The following is a 16,773-nucleotide window of genomic DNA, read 5'->3' on the forward strand; positions in this document are numbered from 1 at the left end:
CCATTCCATTGAAAAGTCTGTTTAGTATTTTATTTGGCCTCCTTTGTTTGTGGACCTTTCCGGCTTTTAGCCAAAGTCCTAATCAAGCTAATGATGCTCAAGCTTTAGCCTTGGCTAAGCAGTACTTTCAAGATCAAGAGTACGAGAAGGTTATCGATAAATTGGAAGACTTGGGGGAACGAAGTGTAGAACCTCAGGTCTATCAATTGCTTTTTGACTCCTATTTGGTACTGGAAGAATATCGTGACGCAATTAAGCTCAGTCGTGATTGGGCGCGTCGCCTTCCCGGTAGAAAGGCCAATTTTGAAGTAGATCAACTCTATTTACATCTAAAGCAGGAGGATCAGCGGGATGCGGAAAAGTTGATGGAATCAATTCTTGAAATCATTGATCGCAGTCCGGGGCAAGCCTATGCCTATGGAAAAGCCCTTTCTGACCGAGGCTATACCCAGCGCGCTTTAAGCGTGTATCAACATGCTTTAAAGGAAAATTCGAATATGAATTTCGACTATCAGATGGCTTTGCTCTTTGGCGAGCTGGGTGATATTCCTAAAATGCATGAAATGTACCTGCAGATGGTGGAGCGAACCCCCGGCTATTTGGCTACCGTAAAAGCACTGCTGGCTCAATCCATCGAAGCAGGTCAGAGGGATGAAAATCTCGAATTGCTCAAGCAGGAAATCATTAAACGCATTCAAAGTGGAGCACCGGAACGATTCAATGAACTCTTGATTCATATTTACAGTCAGGAAGAAAACTTCAGAGCCGCCTTTACCCAGTTGCGAGCCTTGGATCGTCAGGGTCGATTAGAAGGAAAGGAGATTTCCAATTTAGCCCGACTGGCCTATAATGCCGGGGATTTCGATTTGGCCGCGCGCATCTATAAGTATGAATTGGATAAAGGGGATAGCTATTCCTATTATCAATCTTCGGTAATTGCTTGGCTGGACTCACGTAAGCATAGCTTGCAAGAATCGGAGAGCAGTACGCTGGAAGCTTGGCAATCTTTGGCGGCCGACTATGAGCAATATGGCAAGGGCTTTAGAGGGGATCCTTTTCAAGCCGATTTAATGATTCCCTTAGCGGAGGTTTATGCGTATCGTTTAAATCAAGCAGATACGGCCGAAGCCATTTTAACTTCCTTATTTGATCGTTCCTGGATAGGTGAAGATGATCAGGCACTGGCGCAAATTGCCTATGCCGATTTATTGCTTTTTACCGGGCGACGCTGGGATGCAATCATCTACTATCGCAAGGCAGAGAAGGCTTTGGATCAATCAGTAATCGGTCAAGAAGCCAAATTTAAAAGGGCTAAGGCAGCCTATTATGTGGGCGACTTTCAATGGGCACAAGGGATATTTTCGGTATTGAAAGAATCAACTTCGAAATTGATTGCCAATGATGCCATGCAGTATTCGCTCTTGATAACCGATAATATGGCTCTGGACTCCACAACGGAGGCTTTGGAAGCCTATGCTCGGGCGGATCTCTTTTACTATCGTGAAATTTACGATTCGGCTTTGGCCATTTTGGAAGTATTAGACATTGGTTATGCGGATCATCCTATTGCTGATGAAAGCTTGTATTTGCGCGCATCTATAAAAAGAGCGCAGCATCAGGATGCAGAGGCCATTAAATTATGGCAAAGGGTGGTGGATGAATACAGTGATGATATACTGGTAGACGATGCCCTTTATGAAATTGGAAAAACGGAAGAAAAACTAAACCACACTGATGCGGCTATGAAGGCTTATGAGCAGCTGTTTACGGAACATGTTGACAGTTTCTTTGCCAGTGATGCAAGGAAGGCCTATCGTCGCTTAAGAGGGGATCAAATCAATTAGAGATGTATATCTATAATGTAACGGTAAACATCGAGAAGGATGTGAATGATGAGTGGCTGCAATGGATGAAGGAAGTGCATATTCCGGATGTCCTGGCTACAGGTATTTTTATCGATAATCGTATCTGCCATGTAATGGTGGAAGAAGAACAGGGGATTACTTATTCTTTACAATATCGTTTTAAGGATTTAAGGGATTTGGAGCGCTATCAAAAAGACCATGCACCGCGTTTGCAAGCGGAGCATTCCAAGCGTTTCCAGAATAAGTTCGCTGCCTTTCGCACCATCTTGCGTATTGATCACGAAGATCAGGCTTAATGTCCTCCAATCAGGGCAAAATCTATGACCTGAATGAAGCTCGGGAGAAAATCCGGGCCTATTGCTTGTATCGGGAAAGGAGTCAGAAGGAAGTGCGAGACAAGCTGTTGAGCTATGGCCTCTTTCCGGAAATTGCCGATACCTTATTATCCGAATTGATTCAAGAGCGCTTTGTAGATGAGGAGCGCTTTGCCAGGGCTTTTGTGCGAGGTAAGTACAAGATTAAGAAGTGGGGGCGAATTAAAATTAAACAGGCCCTTTATCAACATCACTTAAGTGCTTACATCTTAAAGAAAGCTTTCAGTGAAATTGAGCCTGAAGTATACTATCAAAACCTAATTGACCGAACTCAAAAACGTTGGCCCCTCATCAAGGGCCCCAATGAATATGTTCGTCGCCAAAAACTAATTGGCTACTTGCAGCGCCAGGGATATGAGATGGATCTGATTCGAGAAGTAGTCGAAGCCGAATTGGACCGCGATTAATAACTGGTGGTTACCTGTCCGTCAATAAGCAGAGTAAAATCAGCATGACCGGCATTGACACTATCCAGTTCATTTACATTATCCTGTAGCTGGGTGCTGATCGTCATGATCTTTAAGTCCTCCGCATATTGATTTAGGTACCAGCTAATACCTTCAAAATCCTTGGAGTGGTAATCACCATTGTAGTGGATGAAGATACCCTCTTCCGGCAGATTTAAAACAATGAAATGCGCCATAGTAGCATCTTTAATGGCCTGGGCCTTAGGGAGGTTTTCACCACCGTGGCCTCCCATCATTTCGAGCATAGCTTTGTAACCGGGAAGCTCGCCGTCATAGTCGATGGGCAATGGAGCAATCCAGTTTTTTACGCTATCTGATAGGCTGTCCAAACTTTCCAAGCCTTGCTTAAATACCTGGCGGGCGTAGGTGCGAGGGATATTGGTGGCGATAAAAGGTAATTGATGACTTTTCGCGAAATCAACCAAGCCTTTATAGTCCGTTTTATAATTGTTCCAGAGGCGAGCTAAACTGTCGAGTGCTTTGCCATCAATGCTATCTTGGAGATATAGATTTAAAGGTTCTTGATTATCGGCTTCAAACATCTCAGCACCTAAAACCATATTAGAATCTTGCTGATGCAAACTTTGGGTAAGCTCAAATTGCAGCCAGTGACAGATGGGATTGTTATGCAATTCACCGAAGAGGACAATATCGGCTTCAGCCAGAGAAGCGGTCATTTCTGCGAAACTTACTTTTTCGCCATCCGCATTGTAGAGTTGATAAGCTTGTAAATTTTGAGCTTGTAAGCTGAAGTTAAGAAGAATGAAAGTCAGGACAAAAATCCTCATTGTATCCAAAATTTAAAGGTTTGGCGATGGCCCTCATGCTGAAGGCTTAAAAAGTAAATACCGGCGGCAAGATCGGAAACATTGAGGCTGTTTTCACTAATGCTATTCGTCAATATGGAGCGACCGGAAAGGTCTCTGATTTCGGGCTTAGTCCAAAGTCCATTTCCTTCCCAATGTAGAATCTCAGTTGCTGGATTAGGGAATAGCTTTAAGCTCTGATCGAAGGTATAATCCTCTTGACTCAACATGCAAGCATTTTGACTTAAAGCCAGGGCCAAGGAATCAAGTTTGTCGTAAAGAACTTGTCCCGGACAAACAGTTCCTTTGGGGCAGCCAACTGAGGCGCTGTTCCCATCGCGATGTCCGGAAATATGGCGGAGCATTAATTGCGAACTGGTATGCAGACTGCTGTCTGCTAGGTTAATGGAATTTTGGCAGCCTTCGTATAAAAGCATTTCGGCCAAAGACTGCAGTGCGGCAGACTGAACCGGATTAGTACGGTAATCTCCAATCACACAAAATCCTAAAGTTCCTGAGTTCATGCAGCTGAAGTGGGCGCCGGAATGACCGCTTCCCCGACCTTCGTATACCACACCATTGGGGTCGATCAACCAATTGTAGCCAATATCACTCCAGCCATTGGTGTTTACATGCAAATCCCAATAGTATGCTACTACGAATTGATAATCGGTAGCGTTTGTGAAACCAGCTGAATGATGCACAATTAAATGAGTAGGTGTGGTATTGTCGTAAGTAGGAGGAGGGCAGGTTCCATCGGGGCACCAACAATTTCGATCACAAACCGGAGGGCGCGGGCAGGTGCAGCTTTGGGGGCTGGCAGCAGAGCTGGACTCGAATTGAAGAGCTGGGCCATTTACCTTGGGAGCAGTAAAAAAGCGGATCACTATATCTGAATCAGGTACTGCGGAACATCGAATCTGCCAAGCTAGGATTTGCTTTTCAAAAGGGTTTAAAACAAAGGTTTGACGATCCTTGATGTCATCTTCATTATGCTGATCATCCATGGCCTGCCATTCTTGCCAACCATCTTTGGTCTTATATCGGATGTCGAGCTCAAAGGGCTTTTTAGCGAAGCTATAAGCTGATATGCCTAAAAAGGCATAATTACTCTTCGGCCATTCAAAGCTTTCCGAAATGAATTCTTCGCGAGCAAGTTCATGGAAATTAGAGGGCTTTAATTTTAGAGAATGGCTTTCTTGGGCTATTAGAGAATAAGAAAGCAGGAGCAAGCTTAGGATTCTTAGCATGAGCTAAAAGTACATTTTATTGAGGTTTAGGAGCAGTTTAAAGTGCATAATCAGCCTTGACATTTTCGATTAAATAGGAGAGCGGACCTTTTACTAATTGACTTTCCAATTTCATGCTATTCTCTGGCATTTCAGGGAACTTTATGCCGTATTCTCTATACAAAAGATTATTATGCGGCTAAGATTAATCCTGTTGAGCTTTTTATGTAATGTCAGTCTCTTCGCACAAAATCACTTACAAGTTACCATTCAACATAATGGACAAGTAGTTCCCGACTGTCTTGTTTTTTATGGTCGATCTTGGGGTGGTTCATCCAGTACCTCGACACTGTCTACACTTTCATGGGTATATAGTGACACTGCCGGCATAGCACATATTCCATTATCAAGTTTTAACGGATCGGATACAGTGGCATATGCGGCATTTCAGTGTCAAGGTCAAATGGCATTTGCTGAAACTTATTTATCCGGAACCGCAGCGAACTACTGGGATACTCTTGCTTTATCCTGTTTGGTTGACACCTGTGCTAGTATAGAGTTTGTGGAATCAAATCCCTGGAATCAGACTTTATCCTATCAAGCTTTAAGGCTGAGGGGAAATGTGAATCATTTTAATGCTAATGCAATGTGGGTGTTTCAGAATGATACCCTCTCCGGATCGCAAGGAAGCTATTTTTATGGCGCAAGTACATTTAACCAGTATTGCGTTAAAGCCTCGCAGTTTTGCCCTTTTAAGTGCGAAAATTTAAGCCTAAACTCGGCTGGACCTGCAAGAGGTATTGTGCAAGCTCGGATATACATTTACCATAATAGTAATGCTTTAGCTGATCAAAATGTCTTTTTCACTAAACGGAACCCAAGCTTGTTATTTGGCCCTGGTGGTCTTGGCGAAAAGCCTCAATACACGGAGTTTTCGGATGCTACAGGATTGGTGAATTTTGGTAATCAAAGTACTCAACCAGGTGATAGTGTATTCATAAGTACTTTTAATGCTGCTGGTCAATTGGAGCTAATAGGTACTGCCATAAACTCAGGTTTTCAACAATGGCAGGATACACTTTACCTTAGTTCAGTGCCCAGCACTTGCCAGGCATTAAGTTTTCATGCGTTTGATCCTTGGGCAGCTGAATTGGAATTAAGCATGGTTCCATTTCGGAAGAAATCAAACAGTTCATCGGTGTATCCTTTATGGACACTTAATAGCCAGTCTGCCAGTGGAGCAACTGTGCGTTTGCCTTGGAATGGTGCAACAGTGGCTAATTACTGTTTAAGCGCGGATTTGTCTTGTGCCAGTATTTGTGATACGACTTCACCTCGAAATACAAATGGTACACCGGGTCAGGGGTCCATTCGAATCTATCTAAGTCACCAAGGGCAGCTCTTAAAAGGAGCTAGTGTATTTCTTTATAAAGGTTCTGGAGCAAATTCCGGGTCTTTTCGGGGCGACTGGCCAGGTAATTATAATGCACATGGCTATACGAATGCTCAAGGATTTGTGGATTTTACTTTAAGCGGTTTATCGGCAGGCGATAGTGTGGTGTGGAGAAGTGAAGATTGTAATGGCATTATTGTCGGGAGCCTGGAATTAGCTTTTGGTGCAAATCAGAACCTAAGCCTAACGGATAGCTTACAATTTAGCTGTTTAGCAGATGATTGTACAGCTTATCCCAAGGTAGATGCAAAGGGACCTTATTTAGTTTGTGAATCAGTATTGTATTGGAATCCCGCAGTTCATCCTGGGCCTGGGACCTTGGTTCATCAATGGAGCATTTCAAATCAAAACCTCTCTGGTCCGAAAGACTCAGTATTGCTGTCTGTTTTTAATGGAAATCTACCGAATCAATTTGTGTATCGGGCTTATGACTCATGTGGTACAAAAGCTGGATTGGTAAATTATGTAAACAACAATCAAAGACCGGTTATTTGTAATGCAGCCTTTTATGTGGATACTGCTTTGGCTTTGCAGGGAGGAAACACCTTGTTTGTTTACAATAACTCTTCGTATTCTTCAAATGGAAGTAATCCACAGTATTTCTGGGATTTTGGAGACGGGGCAAGCTCAACGGCAGCCTTTCCATCGCATAGCTATGGGGGTAACGGACCTTATCAGTTGTGCTTGAGAATTAAAGTTCAGGATTCTTTGGGTATTGATTCCTGCGAATCTCAAGTTTGCAGAATGATAGCTTTGGATAGTGCTGGGAACTTTGTTTTCAAAAGAGCTAGTCAAGGTTTTACCTTGAATATCCTGGATCCGAAAGTAGGTTTGCCAAATTTCAAGGAAGAGCGGCAGACATTTAGCTTGTATCCTAATCCTGTAGAAGGATCTGACTTAAGGCTTTATTGGGATGCTGAGGCAGAGCTAAGTCTCACTTTTTTCGAGTTAAGTGGTGCAAAGGTTATGGAATATAGAAACTTGGAGAGCGGAGAGCGATTAGCAGAATTAAAACCCGGGCTTTATTTGATGCAGGTTAAAATGGGAGAGATCAACCATTACCAGAGAATTCAGGTTCGGTAAAAAATAGAAAGGCCCCGAATCTACATTCGAGGCCTTTCCGATGAAACCCACAATTTGCTCTAAATGAACAACAAATGTGTATTTTCTCCCTGGGCGCGATTGTAGAAGTCTCCAACGGTAATCACATCAGAAATTTCATCTACTAAATCTTCGCGTTCAAGGTGGAACATGTCCATCGCTAGTTTGCAAGCCCAGAGTTTAGCTCCGGAGGCTTCCAGTATTTCGATGAATTCACCTACCGGAGGAATATCCAATTTCTCCATTTCCTTTTTCATCATATTGGTGGCAAAGGATTCCATTCCCGGTAAACCTCCTAAAAGAGTGGGGATGTGCATGGCCGGGTTTCCTACGGTGGCTACATGCAGATGTTCCAGTTTTTTCTTCTGAACGGCTTCTAGGCCGAAGAAAGTGAAGAAAATTTCTGCTTCGATACCTTCCATACGGGCGCCGTTGGCCAGGATGAAGCAGGCGTATACGTTGTCGATGGTCGCCTTAGAAAGGATGAGCATCATTTTTTTAACGCGGGCATCTTTGTTTACTTCCGCGGGATTATCCATTGTCTTGGGGTCCATGATCTTTCGTTTTTAGATGCAACTTGCAGGTTTGGGAATTCCGGCGATGCGACTGGCTTTTTTAAGCGGTCCGCCGGGGAATAAAGCATAAAACTGCTTGATGTCTACAACCCCGCTTTTTCCCACCTTGCGAATGCTAAGTGGTACTTCGTTGCGATATTGTTCTTGTAAGTACTCAATTACTGGCCAGTGGCCATCAGTGAGTTCAATGCCCTCTTCCTGGGCGATTTGAGCGGCTACCTCTTTGTTCCATTGTTTTAAATCAGTGAGGTACCCTTCGTTGTTGAGGTCAATAATTTGACCGGCAATTGTGGCTTCCATGGCTTTTGTTTTTAAACGTTTGCTTCTTCAAAATTTTTACCGGCTTCGTTCATTTTAGAGCTAACAAAGGGGATATGCTTGCCGGTAATAAGCATATTCCAGTAAATCCATTTAAAGGCCATCTTACCCATGTGGTTCATACGGCTCTCCTTCAGGAGATTTAAAGGACCTACTCCAGGGATGGGGAAGGTGCCACTCACAGGTTGATGGGTATAATTAAAGTCGATCAGGAGGGCCTTGCCATGTCCGGTTTCAACAAAACAATTGGCATGGCCGTCAAATTCATCGAGTAATTCTTTCCCCTTAATAAAGCGCAGTACATTTTCTAAGAGAATCTCGCCTTCGAAGTGTGCTACAGAGCCCGCTTTAGAGGCAGGTAGATTGGTAGCATCGCCAATCACAAAAATGTTTTCCTTGGCTTTACTTTGCAAGGTGCCTTTATGGGTAGGGATGAAGTTCAGTTCATCGCCCAATCCGCTTCGTTCTACATAGTCGGCGCCTTTATTGGTAGGGATGGTAACTAACAGATCATAGCTTACTTCTCTGCCTTCGTAATCGGTGATTACCTTTCTTTCTCCATCCAGGCTCATGATATTGAAGTTGGGAATCACCTCGATTCCTTTTTCTTCCAGTAGGTGACCAAGATGGGCACTGGCTACGGGTTTGGTGAAGGCACCATCCATTGGCGTTACAAAGGAGATTTTTACTTTATCACGAATCCCTCTTTGCTCAAAATAAGCATCGGCTAAGAAGGTGAATTCCAATGGCGCAACCGGACATTTAATCGGCATCTCGGTAATGTGAACGGCTAAATGTCCACCTTCCCAGTTTTTAAGTTTTTCATGAAGTTTTACTGCTCCATCTAAGGTGTAAAAGTCGAAAACAGACTTATGCCAGTGATCGCCTAGCATTCCGTCAATTTCTTCCGGAGCAATGTCGGTGCCGGTGGCAATGATTAATACATCGTAGTCCAATACTCGGCTGTCTTCGAGATAAACCCGATTGTGATCGGCATCTACTTTTAAGATACTTTGTTGAATGTATTCAGCACGCTCGGGAATGAATTGCTGTATGGGTTTGATGATATCTTCTTCCTTATAAGTCCCAAAAGGGATAAAAAGATATCCGGGCTGGTAGTGGTGAATCTTACGTTGATCTACAATGCGGATTCTCCAGTCGTCTGGAAGGCGTTTAGCCAGATGATTACTCATCATAGTTCCGGCGGTTCCGGCGCCTAAAATCACTAAATCTTTCATGACTTATGGGTTTCATTTACTACAGTAAAGGTCCCCAGTATCCCATGGAAAAAGTATGATAAAAGTTAGCTTTCGGCCTTTGGTGACATTAGTAACACAAGCTTTTTAACTTGTTTGCTGTTGTGGAAATTAATTCAAATTCAGAGCTTTAACAGGAAATTAAAGTCCTTCTTTTAAGAGGGTTTTTATCTTTCCAGAAACAAAAGCTATGCGATCAATATTACTCCTGTTTCTAGGCCTTGTCTCCAGCTCTTCTTTTGCTCAAAATGAAATATTCCCAAGAGTATTTAATGCCGTTCAATTGGATGGGCATTTTGGTTCTGGTGAATGGGATTTGCAGGATTATGTAGCAATAGATATTACACCGAATGTGTATTCCAAGGTCTATTATCAATATGATGATCAGAACCTCTACTTTGCTTTTACCGATCATTTAGGTGCCCAGTTCCGTTTTCCGGAAGTGCTTTTAGATTTAAATTTGGACCGTGATACGGCCTTTGCACCAGATGATTGGTGGTTCCATGTTTCAGCCACGGATTGCGAAAATCAAGGTGCTTATGGGGTCTATGATTCTTGTCAGGAGGTTCGTCCCAATTGGATAGGTATTCCTAATGCAAATGCCGCTTTTTACCCGGATACTTTCGAAATTGCCATTCCCTGGTCTACCTTAAACTATTACCCTCAGTCTGGAGATAGCATTGGAATTGCCTTTGTGAATACCAACACTACTTTCGAATGGTTTCATTGGCCTTTAATGGCTGATCATTTTCGACCGGATACCTGGGGGACGATGATCTTTACCAGTTCCCTGAGTACAGGGGAAACGGAAGCTCAAACCTGGCAAATTTATCCACTACCTGCTACAGATCAGGTACAGGTCGAAAACTGGCAGCCTGAAATGGGAGATTTGGAATTAAGGGATATGAAAGGTTCTTTACTGAAGGTGTTTCATTATCAAAATGGCAATCGCCTGGAATTTGATTTGAAAGCAGGTATGTATTTATTGCGTTTCCCGAAGAGCGCTGAATCGCGTTATTTGATTATCGATTGAGCATTCGCCTTCGGATTTGCAGACCAAGGATTAAACTAAAAGCAAAGGCCAGAGCAACAAAAAGCCAGGAGTTTAGGAGACTGGAATATTGATCGGCATCAAATTGATAGTTCGGCATTTGCCGGTTGGTATTAAAACTTAAATCCCATTGGGGGATAAAATGTTGGTTCTCCTGATCCTCATAAAGTTCCAACATACAGTGGTTTTCCAGCCGCGCCATTTTGCCCTTCTCGAAAAGGAGTTCAAAATGCCCGGAATGTTGATGCCCTTCCGCCGGAAGGGTTCGCCACTTTAGTAAATTCAATACTTGATTTTCTTGATCAAATAGTTGGATACTGTTCCGCAAGTAGAGCTCAAAGGCCTCAGCAATTAATAAGCTGTCTTTACTTAGCATAGCCTCCGGGAAGGCTTGGCTTACAGCTTTGCGGAAAGTCCAGGGCACCTCGGCTTCCATTCGAATGGCGGTGCTTTCAAAATAAATTGTGAAAAAGGCCCGGTCGGGGTCATGCGCCCGGGCCTTTTGGATTCCCAAGAGAACTAAAGCTATTCCAAAGAAGACTTTCATCTAAAAACCAAAACTACTGGAAGGACTTCCTTTTAAATAGCGGGGGATAGCCGGGAATTCGTCTGTTAATACATAATAGTAAATGCCATCAGGGTATTCCGGAGTAATGCCATATCGGCCATTAGCTTCATCCAAACTGCCCAGGCCGTCTATATACTCATAATCATTGCTGTAAACACCGGTATAGGCTCCACAGGGTGCAGATTCGCCATCTCCGGGACGTTGTCCGGATTTTAAACGATAGCTGGACTGCATGGCCACTACTGCGGAGTTGCTATCTGCGGCATCGCTATAAGCGTATTTATAATAAACCGGAAAGCCATCGGCCGCAAAGCCAATTTGCTTCATTTCTGTAGGGTTGAGATTTAAATCATCAAGATAAAGTTGAGGTTTGCCATGGTAATGATACTGGCCGCTGGGTTGCACGTGGGCATTATTACAGTCAAGGCCAATAGAAACATTGAGTGCCTCCAGGTTCCATTCCCAATTTACATCCGGACTCATAATTCCTTCATGGGGCCAGGGCTCTGCGGCAACTGGATCCAGTTCAACACCGTTGAATAGTATACCAAAGCGATATTGAGGTCCATTGGCCCCTAAGCAGGCGACCATAGATCCGGTGAGTTGAGGGTTTTGGCTAATGGTATAAGATTCATTTTGGGGAGAAACCGCATTGGGGTTCAAGGCACCGGGTACTTGACCAAAGAGTCCGACTTTATGGTCGGGGATGCTGTTGGCTGAAATCACCCAATTTCCATTGGAACTGCTAATGCTTACTTGGTTAGTATAAGTAAGCGTTTGGGTACAATCGCCGCGACTATCGTCAAATTCGATATCGGAACTGCAATTGGAACTATTAGTTGCAGTAGTGTCATCATCTTCTGAGCAGGCTGAAATAAGAATTAAGAGGCTAAGGAGGGAGCTTAGTAGTTTGAGTTGATTCGTCATAATTTGTACTTATGCTTTATACGACTATGCAAATGCCAAGAGGTTTAATGCGCAGCAAAAAAAAAACCGTCTCGGTTTAATTGAGACGGCTTTTAGACGGGTGAAAATGATATAGTATTAAGCTTTCTCGAAAGTTCGGAAAGAGAATTTATAGCCTTCGTAGGCGGCAATACCGTAGAATAAAATATCAATCGGAGAGAAATCATCCATCATCACTTCAAAAAGCAATCCGTAATCGATCATGCTTAATGTTTCAAAGAAGGTGCTTTGCAGTTCTTCCGAGGCAATGGCCACAATGCTAAAGATATTCCCCAGGAACACCGAAACTAAAGCAATGATCGCTCCGCTGATTCCGAAAATGGGATCAATACCCTTTCCAGCCTGGCGATTCATAAAGCCTACTCCAAAGCCAATGGCCAGAGCCATATAGCCGATTTGATATCCGGTAGCCACCGTTAAAGTAGCCCAAAGTATGGCACCTACTAAACCAGTACCAAGTGCGGCGGCTATACCTAAGCCCAGGTTTTGTTCTGAACGGTATTTTTCCAGTTCCTCTGGACTAAGAGTTACAGTTTCTGGTCCAACTACTTCGGGGCTGGCCTGTGATTGATGTAAGGCTGCCTTTTCCGGGCTTTCTACGAAGTCATCACAGTTGCCTTCAAATGCTGCGGGGGCACTGCTTAAGCTGCAGATGATTCCTTGTTGCAGATCCATTTTTTGATGTTCACATTGCTTGCAGAACACCAACCTTTCTTCTCGGGTCATATTGGTTTTATTTGATTGAGACCCTAAAGATGCAAGAATTTGAGGAATTATAAGCGCCTGAAAATGTGGTAGGCAAAGATTTTTACCTAATAATAGTATGAGCTTAGATGCTCAGAATGAACTTGGTTAAATTCTCCTTACTGTGGGTGAGCCCCAGTTTTTTGCGAATTCGTGCTCGATCAACTTCGAGGCCTTTAACCGATTTATGCAGGAGGGCAGCAATTTCTTTGGTGCTTAAATTGAGCCGCAGTAAAGCGCAAATTTTCAGCTCTGCAGGGGATAAATCCGGAGCCAATCCCTGAAGTTTATCGTAAAAACTGGGGTGAACGCGTTTAAAGCGCATTTCAAATTCTTCCCATTGGTTTTTGGAATTGGCGCTGCGCCGTAAATCCGCTAGCATCTTTTTAAGTGAATCGGCTTTTACAGGTCCCGGCTTTTGGATTTCATCTTCTAGGCGCGCCATAATACTTTGTTTCCACTGGGCTTCTTCCGCCTGGTTGAGGGCTATGGCGCTAAGCTCTTGATCACGAAATTCGAGATCGCGTTGAAAGGTATTTCTTTCACGCTCTAATTGGCGTCCTTTAAGTCTCTGATTGCGGTACAATTGATAAATAAACAAGGCGCCCAAAATGAGCAAGACCGATACATAAATGGCAATATAGCGCTGCTTGCTATTTAGATATTGGAGATGTTCGGATTCCTTTTCAAGCTTATCACGCTCTATTATTGAGTTGTGGAGTGTTTTATAGATTTCGAGAGCTGCTTGATGTTCTAAATGATCCAGACTATCTTGAATACTTAGATAGCGATTTTGCAAATTAAAGGCCTCTTCCCATTTTTCCAGATGAGCTTTAAGATGGGCTTTCACCTGATAGTATTCCGCAGCTTTGATAAGAAACAGTTCATCCGTGCTCATTTCACGAATGCTCTCAAGAATGGAGTCGGCCCGTTTATAAAAGCCTTGTCGAACTTTGAGTCGCGCTTCAAAAAACTTGAGATTGATTAAAGCACCTAAATCCGGAATTTGTCGATAAGTGCTACTGGCGGAATCAATGTATTGTTCGCATTTGGAATAATCCTCTCTTTGGTAATGATAGGCCAGAGCATGGTAGTTTCTACCTAACCAACCTAAATTGTGGTTTTTAAGGTTGAGGTTTTTTGCTTTTTGAAGTAAGCTGAAACTTTCCTCTACATTTCCTTGAATCACCAGGATGAGTGCCTTATTGTGGAAGTCAGCGGCTAATTCGGATTCTAGATTAAGAGCATTATTGATGGCTATGGATCGTTCCAAATACGCCAATGCGTCCTCCAAATTGCCCTGCAGATAAAAAATTCCCGAGGCCAATCGATTACTCAATGCGATCCATGAACTGTCTTGATGGTTTTCAAATACTCGAAGGGCGATTAATGCAGCACTGATCGCCGCGGGCAATTGTTGACTCTCCCGAAGATAGAGAGCCTCATAGTATTGATTATGGGCAAAGAGAAGCGGGTTTGCAGTACTGTCTAAAAGGTTCTTGGAAAAATCAAGGTAGGCGCGCGCCAAGTTTAATTTTCCTCGATGAATTTCGGCATCCGCCAGATAAGCATAATAGGCACTTTGAATTTTGAGGTTTTCCTGACTAATATCTTTTTGTGCGGCTTTCAGATAATGATAGGCGCTATCAATGTTCATGGGGAATATTTCCCTGGACTTCAGTAAAGTTGGGTGATCAATCCCGATTTCTTTTAAGGCTTCCGGCCTTTGTCCAAATAACGGTGCAGAAGATAAGGCTAAGGCAAGACCTATGTTTAAGCAATATTTCATCAGCTTTCCCCTCAGAATCATGGGGCTAATATACTGAGGTGCAGAAAATGCTTGTGTTCAATGGACGCTAAGTTTAGAGCGTAAAATTCTTAGTCTTCGATAGGAATAGCTTCCTTCTGTTTTTTTAATGCTGCTTCGCAAATTTCCTGAGGTAATAAGCTTACCTGATATTCTAAAAGCTCGATTTTACGGTTTTGGAAGAGTTCAGGCCATATAATGTGCAGGGAGTATTGCAAGGCCTTAATGAATAATTGGAGTTTTTCATCAAGGTATTTTTCCTTTTTAAAATACTTTGGAGAAGCCGCTAAATAAGCTTTTAAACTGTCAAGTACTTCCGTGCCCAGGGTTTGGCAGAGCCTTTCATTTTCAAGTTGCTCGCTTAGTTCCTGTCGAAATAGATGTTCTAAAGGAAGGAGGTTTTCAAAATTCTTTTCGATAGTGTCATAGGGCGTAACTTGCTCTATAAAATCCATTTTGGCCATGATTCGCGCTGCCAATGGTTGATCCTGCTCTTGTTCCTGTGGTTTCAAGAACTTAAACCAATTTTCATACATTCCCTGTAGGCGGGGTTCTTTGTTCAATTGCTTTTCACGCGCCAGGCAATAGTGATAGATTCTTTGATCGTTTTCGGATATTTTCTTGACCAGGTCTTCCTGTTCTTTACGGAGTTCCATACTCAACTTACCACATTCCAGACGCTTATACTGACGATCTTTATAGCGAAAGCGCTTTACATCAATATTCTTAGCCGAGATGTGGGCCAGTAAATTCAAGTCTTCGCTAATGGAGAAGCAATCGTGAATGGAATTTACAATCTCGATTTGAAATAAACTTTCGGCTTCAATGTTGTTTTCAGTCTTTGCTGCTTGATCCAGGTCAAAGGGCTCTGGATTCCATTGATCGTAATAATGATTGTAAACGGGGTGGTAAACTTGCTGCTTCCAAAGTTCCCTGAAGGCCTTTTCAAATTCATCAGCATCTAAAGAATCCTTAAGTGGACTTTGTTCCTCAGCATCTGCCTTCAGGATTTCGAGACTTAGTTCTTCTTCTAGTTTTGTTGGGTTTAGCAAAATTTTGAAAGCTGCTTCTGGATTGGGCTTCGGGAATTCCTGTTCTCCAAAAAGAGCTTCTAAACTGGCGATCCGCTCTTCATGTTCAGGATGGCTATTCCAGTTTTCATAAAAGCTGATTTGACTTTTAATCGGCTTGAGTTTATTCGTAGGTCGAATATAGGGCTGACCATTATGCTCGGGGATTGCATATTCTTCGCAGAGCACCTTTTTTACGATCTCTAAATCGCGGTATAAATTTTTAGGGCTGTACTGATTTCCAGGATAACGATTGTAAAAATTGCCCATCAGGCTGAAGCAATTCTCCATGAACTCTGTTCGGTTAAAGGAGTGTTTTAAAGGTTTCGGTCCATAAATACTGGCCGCTACCGCGTCGGCATGGAACTCCATTTGGCGCGATAAGCTAGAATGACTAAGGTTTACCAATTTAAAAAGGCTCTTGAGGATTTCCGACATGGCGTAAATGATGGTCTTCCCAAAGCGCTGGCCAATACTTATCAAACCCAGATTATCGTATTCCTCCGCTTGACGGGGAGTCTCATCCGGACTAAGCAAGACCGTTAAAATTTGATTTACCTGATAGGTATAGGAGCCAAGCATCATAGAGCCTTGAGAGAAATGTCCGAACTCATGCGCCAGAATAAACTCCAATTCAGTTCTATTGGTGGAATGCAATAGGCCCATTCCAATTTTTAAATTCTTGCGACCCGGCCAAAAGAGGCTCCAAAAACTGGAGTCGAAATAAACCCCGGCATTAATCTCGGGTACTAAGAATACCTTTCGAGGCATAGAGGTATTCACTTTAGCAGTAAGCTCTCTCAGTAGCTTAAATAGTTCGGGTTGATCAGCTTCTTTGAGCTGAATTTCTACCCCCTTATGATCTTCGGCCTTTTTGCCTAAAAATTTAAACAGGTAGGCAATGATCATGGGCCCCACTATGATCATGGCAATGGCCAATAGCAGGGTGATAAATCGTGGGAATACGATTACCAGTTGAACTCCAACATAAGTGAGGCCAATCGCCAGTCCAAGGGCGAATAGGATTAAAAGAAGATAAGAGATGAAGAAGACAAGCAAACCCAAGGCGGCTTGCACGCTTTTTTTGCGAAGCGCAGCTTCGAGCGATTTCAGGTCAGACATG

The 16,773-nt window shown here is 43.1% G+C and carries 15 protein-coding genes; 5 read left to right on the top strand and 10 right to left on the bottom strand.

What is annotated here, in order from left to right; genetic code table 11:
• The first annotated feature begins 8 nt into the window (after positions 1-8).
• Genes ACO05P_RS16020 through ACO05P_RS16030 form a run of 3 tightly spaced genes read left to right on the top strand, consistent with a single transcriptional unit; the run spans position 9 to position 2,646 of the window.
• The gene (locus tag ACO05P_RS16020; RefSeq protein ID WP_421752432.1) at positions 9-1,844 is read left to right on the top strand and encodes a tetratricopeptide repeat protein; all 1,836 of its coding nucleotides are present in this window, start codon (positions 9-11) and stop codon (positions 1,842-1,844) included.
• 2 nt (positions 1,845-1,846) lie between these two features.
• Positions 1,847-2,161: a DUF4286 family protein gene (locus ACO05P_RS16025; RefSeq protein ID WP_421752433.1), complete on the top strand. Its 315-nt coding sequence runs from the start codon at positions 1,847-1,849 to the stop codon at positions 2,159-2,161.
• The gene (locus tag ACO05P_RS16030; protein WP_421752435.1) at positions 2,161-2,646 is read left to right on the top strand and encodes a regulatory protein RecX; all 486 of its coding nucleotides are present in this window, start codon (positions 2,161-2,163) and stop codon (positions 2,644-2,646) included. Before ACO05P_RS16025 ends, ACO05P_RS16030 begins: the two co-directional genes overlap by 1 nt.
• Here ACO05P_RS16030 and ACO05P_RS16035 read toward each other — a convergent pair.
• Both ACO05P_RS16035 and ACO05P_RS16040 read right to left on the bottom strand, forming a co-directional pair.
• Positions 2,643-3,494, bottom strand: a complete 852-nt coding sequence (locus ACO05P_RS16035; RefSeq protein ID WP_421752437.1) for a ChaN family lipoprotein — start codon at positions 3,492-3,494, stop codon at positions 2,643-2,645. The two genes, ACO05P_RS16030 and ACO05P_RS16035, sit on opposite strands and share 4 nt — an antisense overlap.
• Entirely contained in the window at positions 3,491-4,762 is a 1,272-nt protein-coding gene (locus ACO05P_RS16040) for an N-acetylmuramoyl-L-alanine amidase (RefSeq protein ID WP_421752438.1), read from the bottom strand. Before ACO05P_RS16040 ends, ACO05P_RS16035 begins: the two co-directional genes overlap by 4 nt.
• A 172-nt stretch (positions 4,763-4,934) precedes the next feature.
• On the opposite strand from ACO05P_RS16040, the gene ACO05P_RS16045 reads away from it, so the two are divergent.
• Positions 4,935-7,277 (top strand): PKD domain-containing protein, encoded by a 2,343-nt coding sequence (locus ACO05P_RS16045; RefSeq protein WP_421752439.1) that lies wholly within the window; start codon positions 4,935-4,937, stop codon positions 7,275-7,277.
• 59 nt (positions 7,278-7,336) lie between these two features.
• Here the strand turns inward: ACO05P_RS16045 and ACO05P_RS16050 are convergent, their stop codons facing one another.
• The 3 genes from ACO05P_RS16050 to sqr are packed head-to-tail and all read right to left on the bottom strand — an operon-like array spanning position 7,337 to position 9,426.
• Positions 7,337-7,849 carry a DsrE/DsrF/DrsH-like family protein gene (locus ACO05P_RS16050; protein ID WP_246452107.1) on the bottom strand — a complete coding sequence of 171 codons (513 nt, stop codon included), beginning with the start codon at positions 7,847-7,849 and terminating at the stop codon, positions 7,337-7,339.
• Between the two features lie 12 nt (positions 7,850-7,861).
• Positions 7,862-8,170 carry a TusE/DsrC/DsvC family sulfur relay protein gene (locus tag ACO05P_RS16055; protein ID WP_421752441.1) on the bottom strand — a complete coding sequence of 103 codons (309 nt, stop codon included), beginning with the start codon at positions 8,168-8,170 and terminating at the stop codon, positions 7,862-7,864.
• A gap of 11 nt (positions 8,171-8,181) precedes the next feature.
• On the bottom strand, positions 8,182-9,426 hold the full coding sequence (gene sqr / locus ACO05P_RS16060) for a type III sulfide quinone reductase, selenoprotein subtype (RefSeq protein WP_421752443.1): 1,245 nt from the start codon (positions 9,424-9,426) through the stop codon (positions 8,182-8,184).
• A gap of 208 nt (positions 9,427-9,634) precedes the next feature.
• Between sqr and ACO05P_RS16065 the strand changes: the two genes are divergently transcribed.
• Positions 9,635-10,477: a hypothetical protein gene (locus ACO05P_RS16065; RefSeq protein WP_421752445.1), complete on the top strand. Its 843-nt coding sequence runs from the start codon at positions 9,635-9,637 to the stop codon at positions 10,475-10,477.
• Here ACO05P_RS16065 and ACO05P_RS16070 read toward each other — a convergent pair.
• The 5 genes from ACO05P_RS16070 to ACO05P_RS16090 all read right to left on the bottom strand — a co-directional run bounded on the left by ACO05P_RS16070 (position 10,467) and on the right by ACO05P_RS16090 (position 16,772).
• Complete coding sequence (locus tag ACO05P_RS16070) at positions 10,467-11,042, bottom strand: hypothetical protein (RefSeq protein WP_421752447.1); 576 nt, start codon at positions 11,040-11,042, stop codon at positions 10,467-10,469. The two genes, ACO05P_RS16065 and ACO05P_RS16070, sit on opposite strands and share 11 nt — an antisense overlap.
• A complete protein-coding gene (locus ACO05P_RS16075) occupies positions 11,043-11,990 on the bottom strand; it encodes a YHYH protein (RefSeq protein ID WP_421752449.1) in 948 nt (315 codons plus the stop codon). It abuts the gene before it with no gap.
• Between the two features lie 117 nt (positions 11,991-12,107).
• Entirely contained in the window at positions 12,108-12,755 is a 648-nt protein-coding gene (locus ACO05P_RS16080) for a hypothetical protein (protein WP_421752450.1), read from the bottom strand.
• A 103-nt stretch (positions 12,756-12,858) separates the two neighbouring features.
• Complete coding sequence (locus ACO05P_RS16085) at positions 12,859-14,583, bottom strand: hypothetical protein (protein WP_421752452.1); 1,725 nt, start codon at positions 14,581-14,583, stop codon at positions 12,859-12,861.
• 68 nt (positions 14,584-14,651) lie between these two features.
• Positions 14,652-16,772 (bottom strand): M48 family metallopeptidase, encoded by a 2,121-nt coding sequence (locus ACO05P_RS16090; RefSeq protein WP_421752453.1) that lies wholly within the window; start codon positions 16,770-16,772, stop codon positions 14,652-14,654.
• Between the last annotated feature and the right edge of the window lies 1 nt (position 16,773).

It is taken from the genome of Croceimicrobium sp. (assembly GCF_965228705.1).
Lineage (GTDB): Bacteria > Bacteroidota > Bacteroidia > Flavobacteriales > Schleiferiaceae > Croceimicrobium.

Coding starts and splice junctions, on each gene's coding strand:
- ACO05P_RS16025 (WP_421752433.1), top strand. CDS start 1,847: ATGTATATCTATAATGTAACGGTAAACATCGAGAAGGATGTGAATGAT.
- ACO05P_RS16030 (WP_421752435.1), top strand. CDS start 2,161: ATGTCCTCCAATCAGGGCAAAATCTATGACCTGAATGAAGCTCGGGAG.
- ACO05P_RS16035 (WP_421752437.1), bottom strand. CDS start 3,494: ATGAGGATTTTTGTCCTGACTTTCATTCTTCTTAACTTCAGCTTACAA.
- ACO05P_RS16040 (WP_421752438.1), bottom strand. CDS start 4,762: ATGCTAAGAATCCTAAGCTTGCTCCTGCTTTCTTATTCTCTAATAGCC.
- ACO05P_RS16045 (WP_421752439.1), top strand. CDS start 4,935: ATGCGGCTAAGATTAATCCTGTTGAGCTTTTTATGTAATGTCAGTCTC.
- ACO05P_RS16050 (WP_246452107.1), bottom strand. CDS start 7,849: ATGGACCCCAAGACAATGGATAATCCCGCGGAAGTAAACAAAGATGCC.
- ACO05P_RS16055 (WP_421752441.1), bottom strand. CDS start 8,170: ATGGAAGCCACAATTGCCGGTCAAATTATTGACCTCAACAACGAAGGG.
- sqr (WP_421752443.1), bottom strand. CDS start 9,426: ATGAAAGATTTAGTGATTTTAGGCGCCGGAACCGCCGGAACTATGATG.
- ACO05P_RS16065 (WP_421752445.1), top strand. CDS start 9,635: ATGCGATCAATATTACTCCTGTTTCTAGGCCTTGTCTCCAGCTCTTCT.
- ACO05P_RS16070 (WP_421752447.1), bottom strand. CDS start 11,042: ATGAAAGTCTTCTTTGGAATAGCTTTAGTTCTCTTGGGAATCCAAAAG.
- ACO05P_RS16075 (WP_421752449.1), bottom strand. CDS start 11,990: ATGACGAATCAACTCAAACTACTAAGCTCCCTCCTTAGCCTCTTAATT.
- ACO05P_RS16080 (WP_421752450.1), bottom strand. CDS start 12,755: ATGACCCGAGAAGAAAGGTTGGTGTTCTGCAAGCAATGTGAACATCAA.
- ACO05P_RS16085 (WP_421752452.1), bottom strand. CDS start 14,583: ATGATTCTGAGGGGAAAGCTGATGAAATATTGCTTAAACATAGGTCTT.
- ACO05P_RS16090 (WP_421752453.1), bottom strand. CDS start 16,772: ATGTCTGACCTGAAATCGCTCGAAGCTGCGCTTCGCAAAAAAAGCGTG.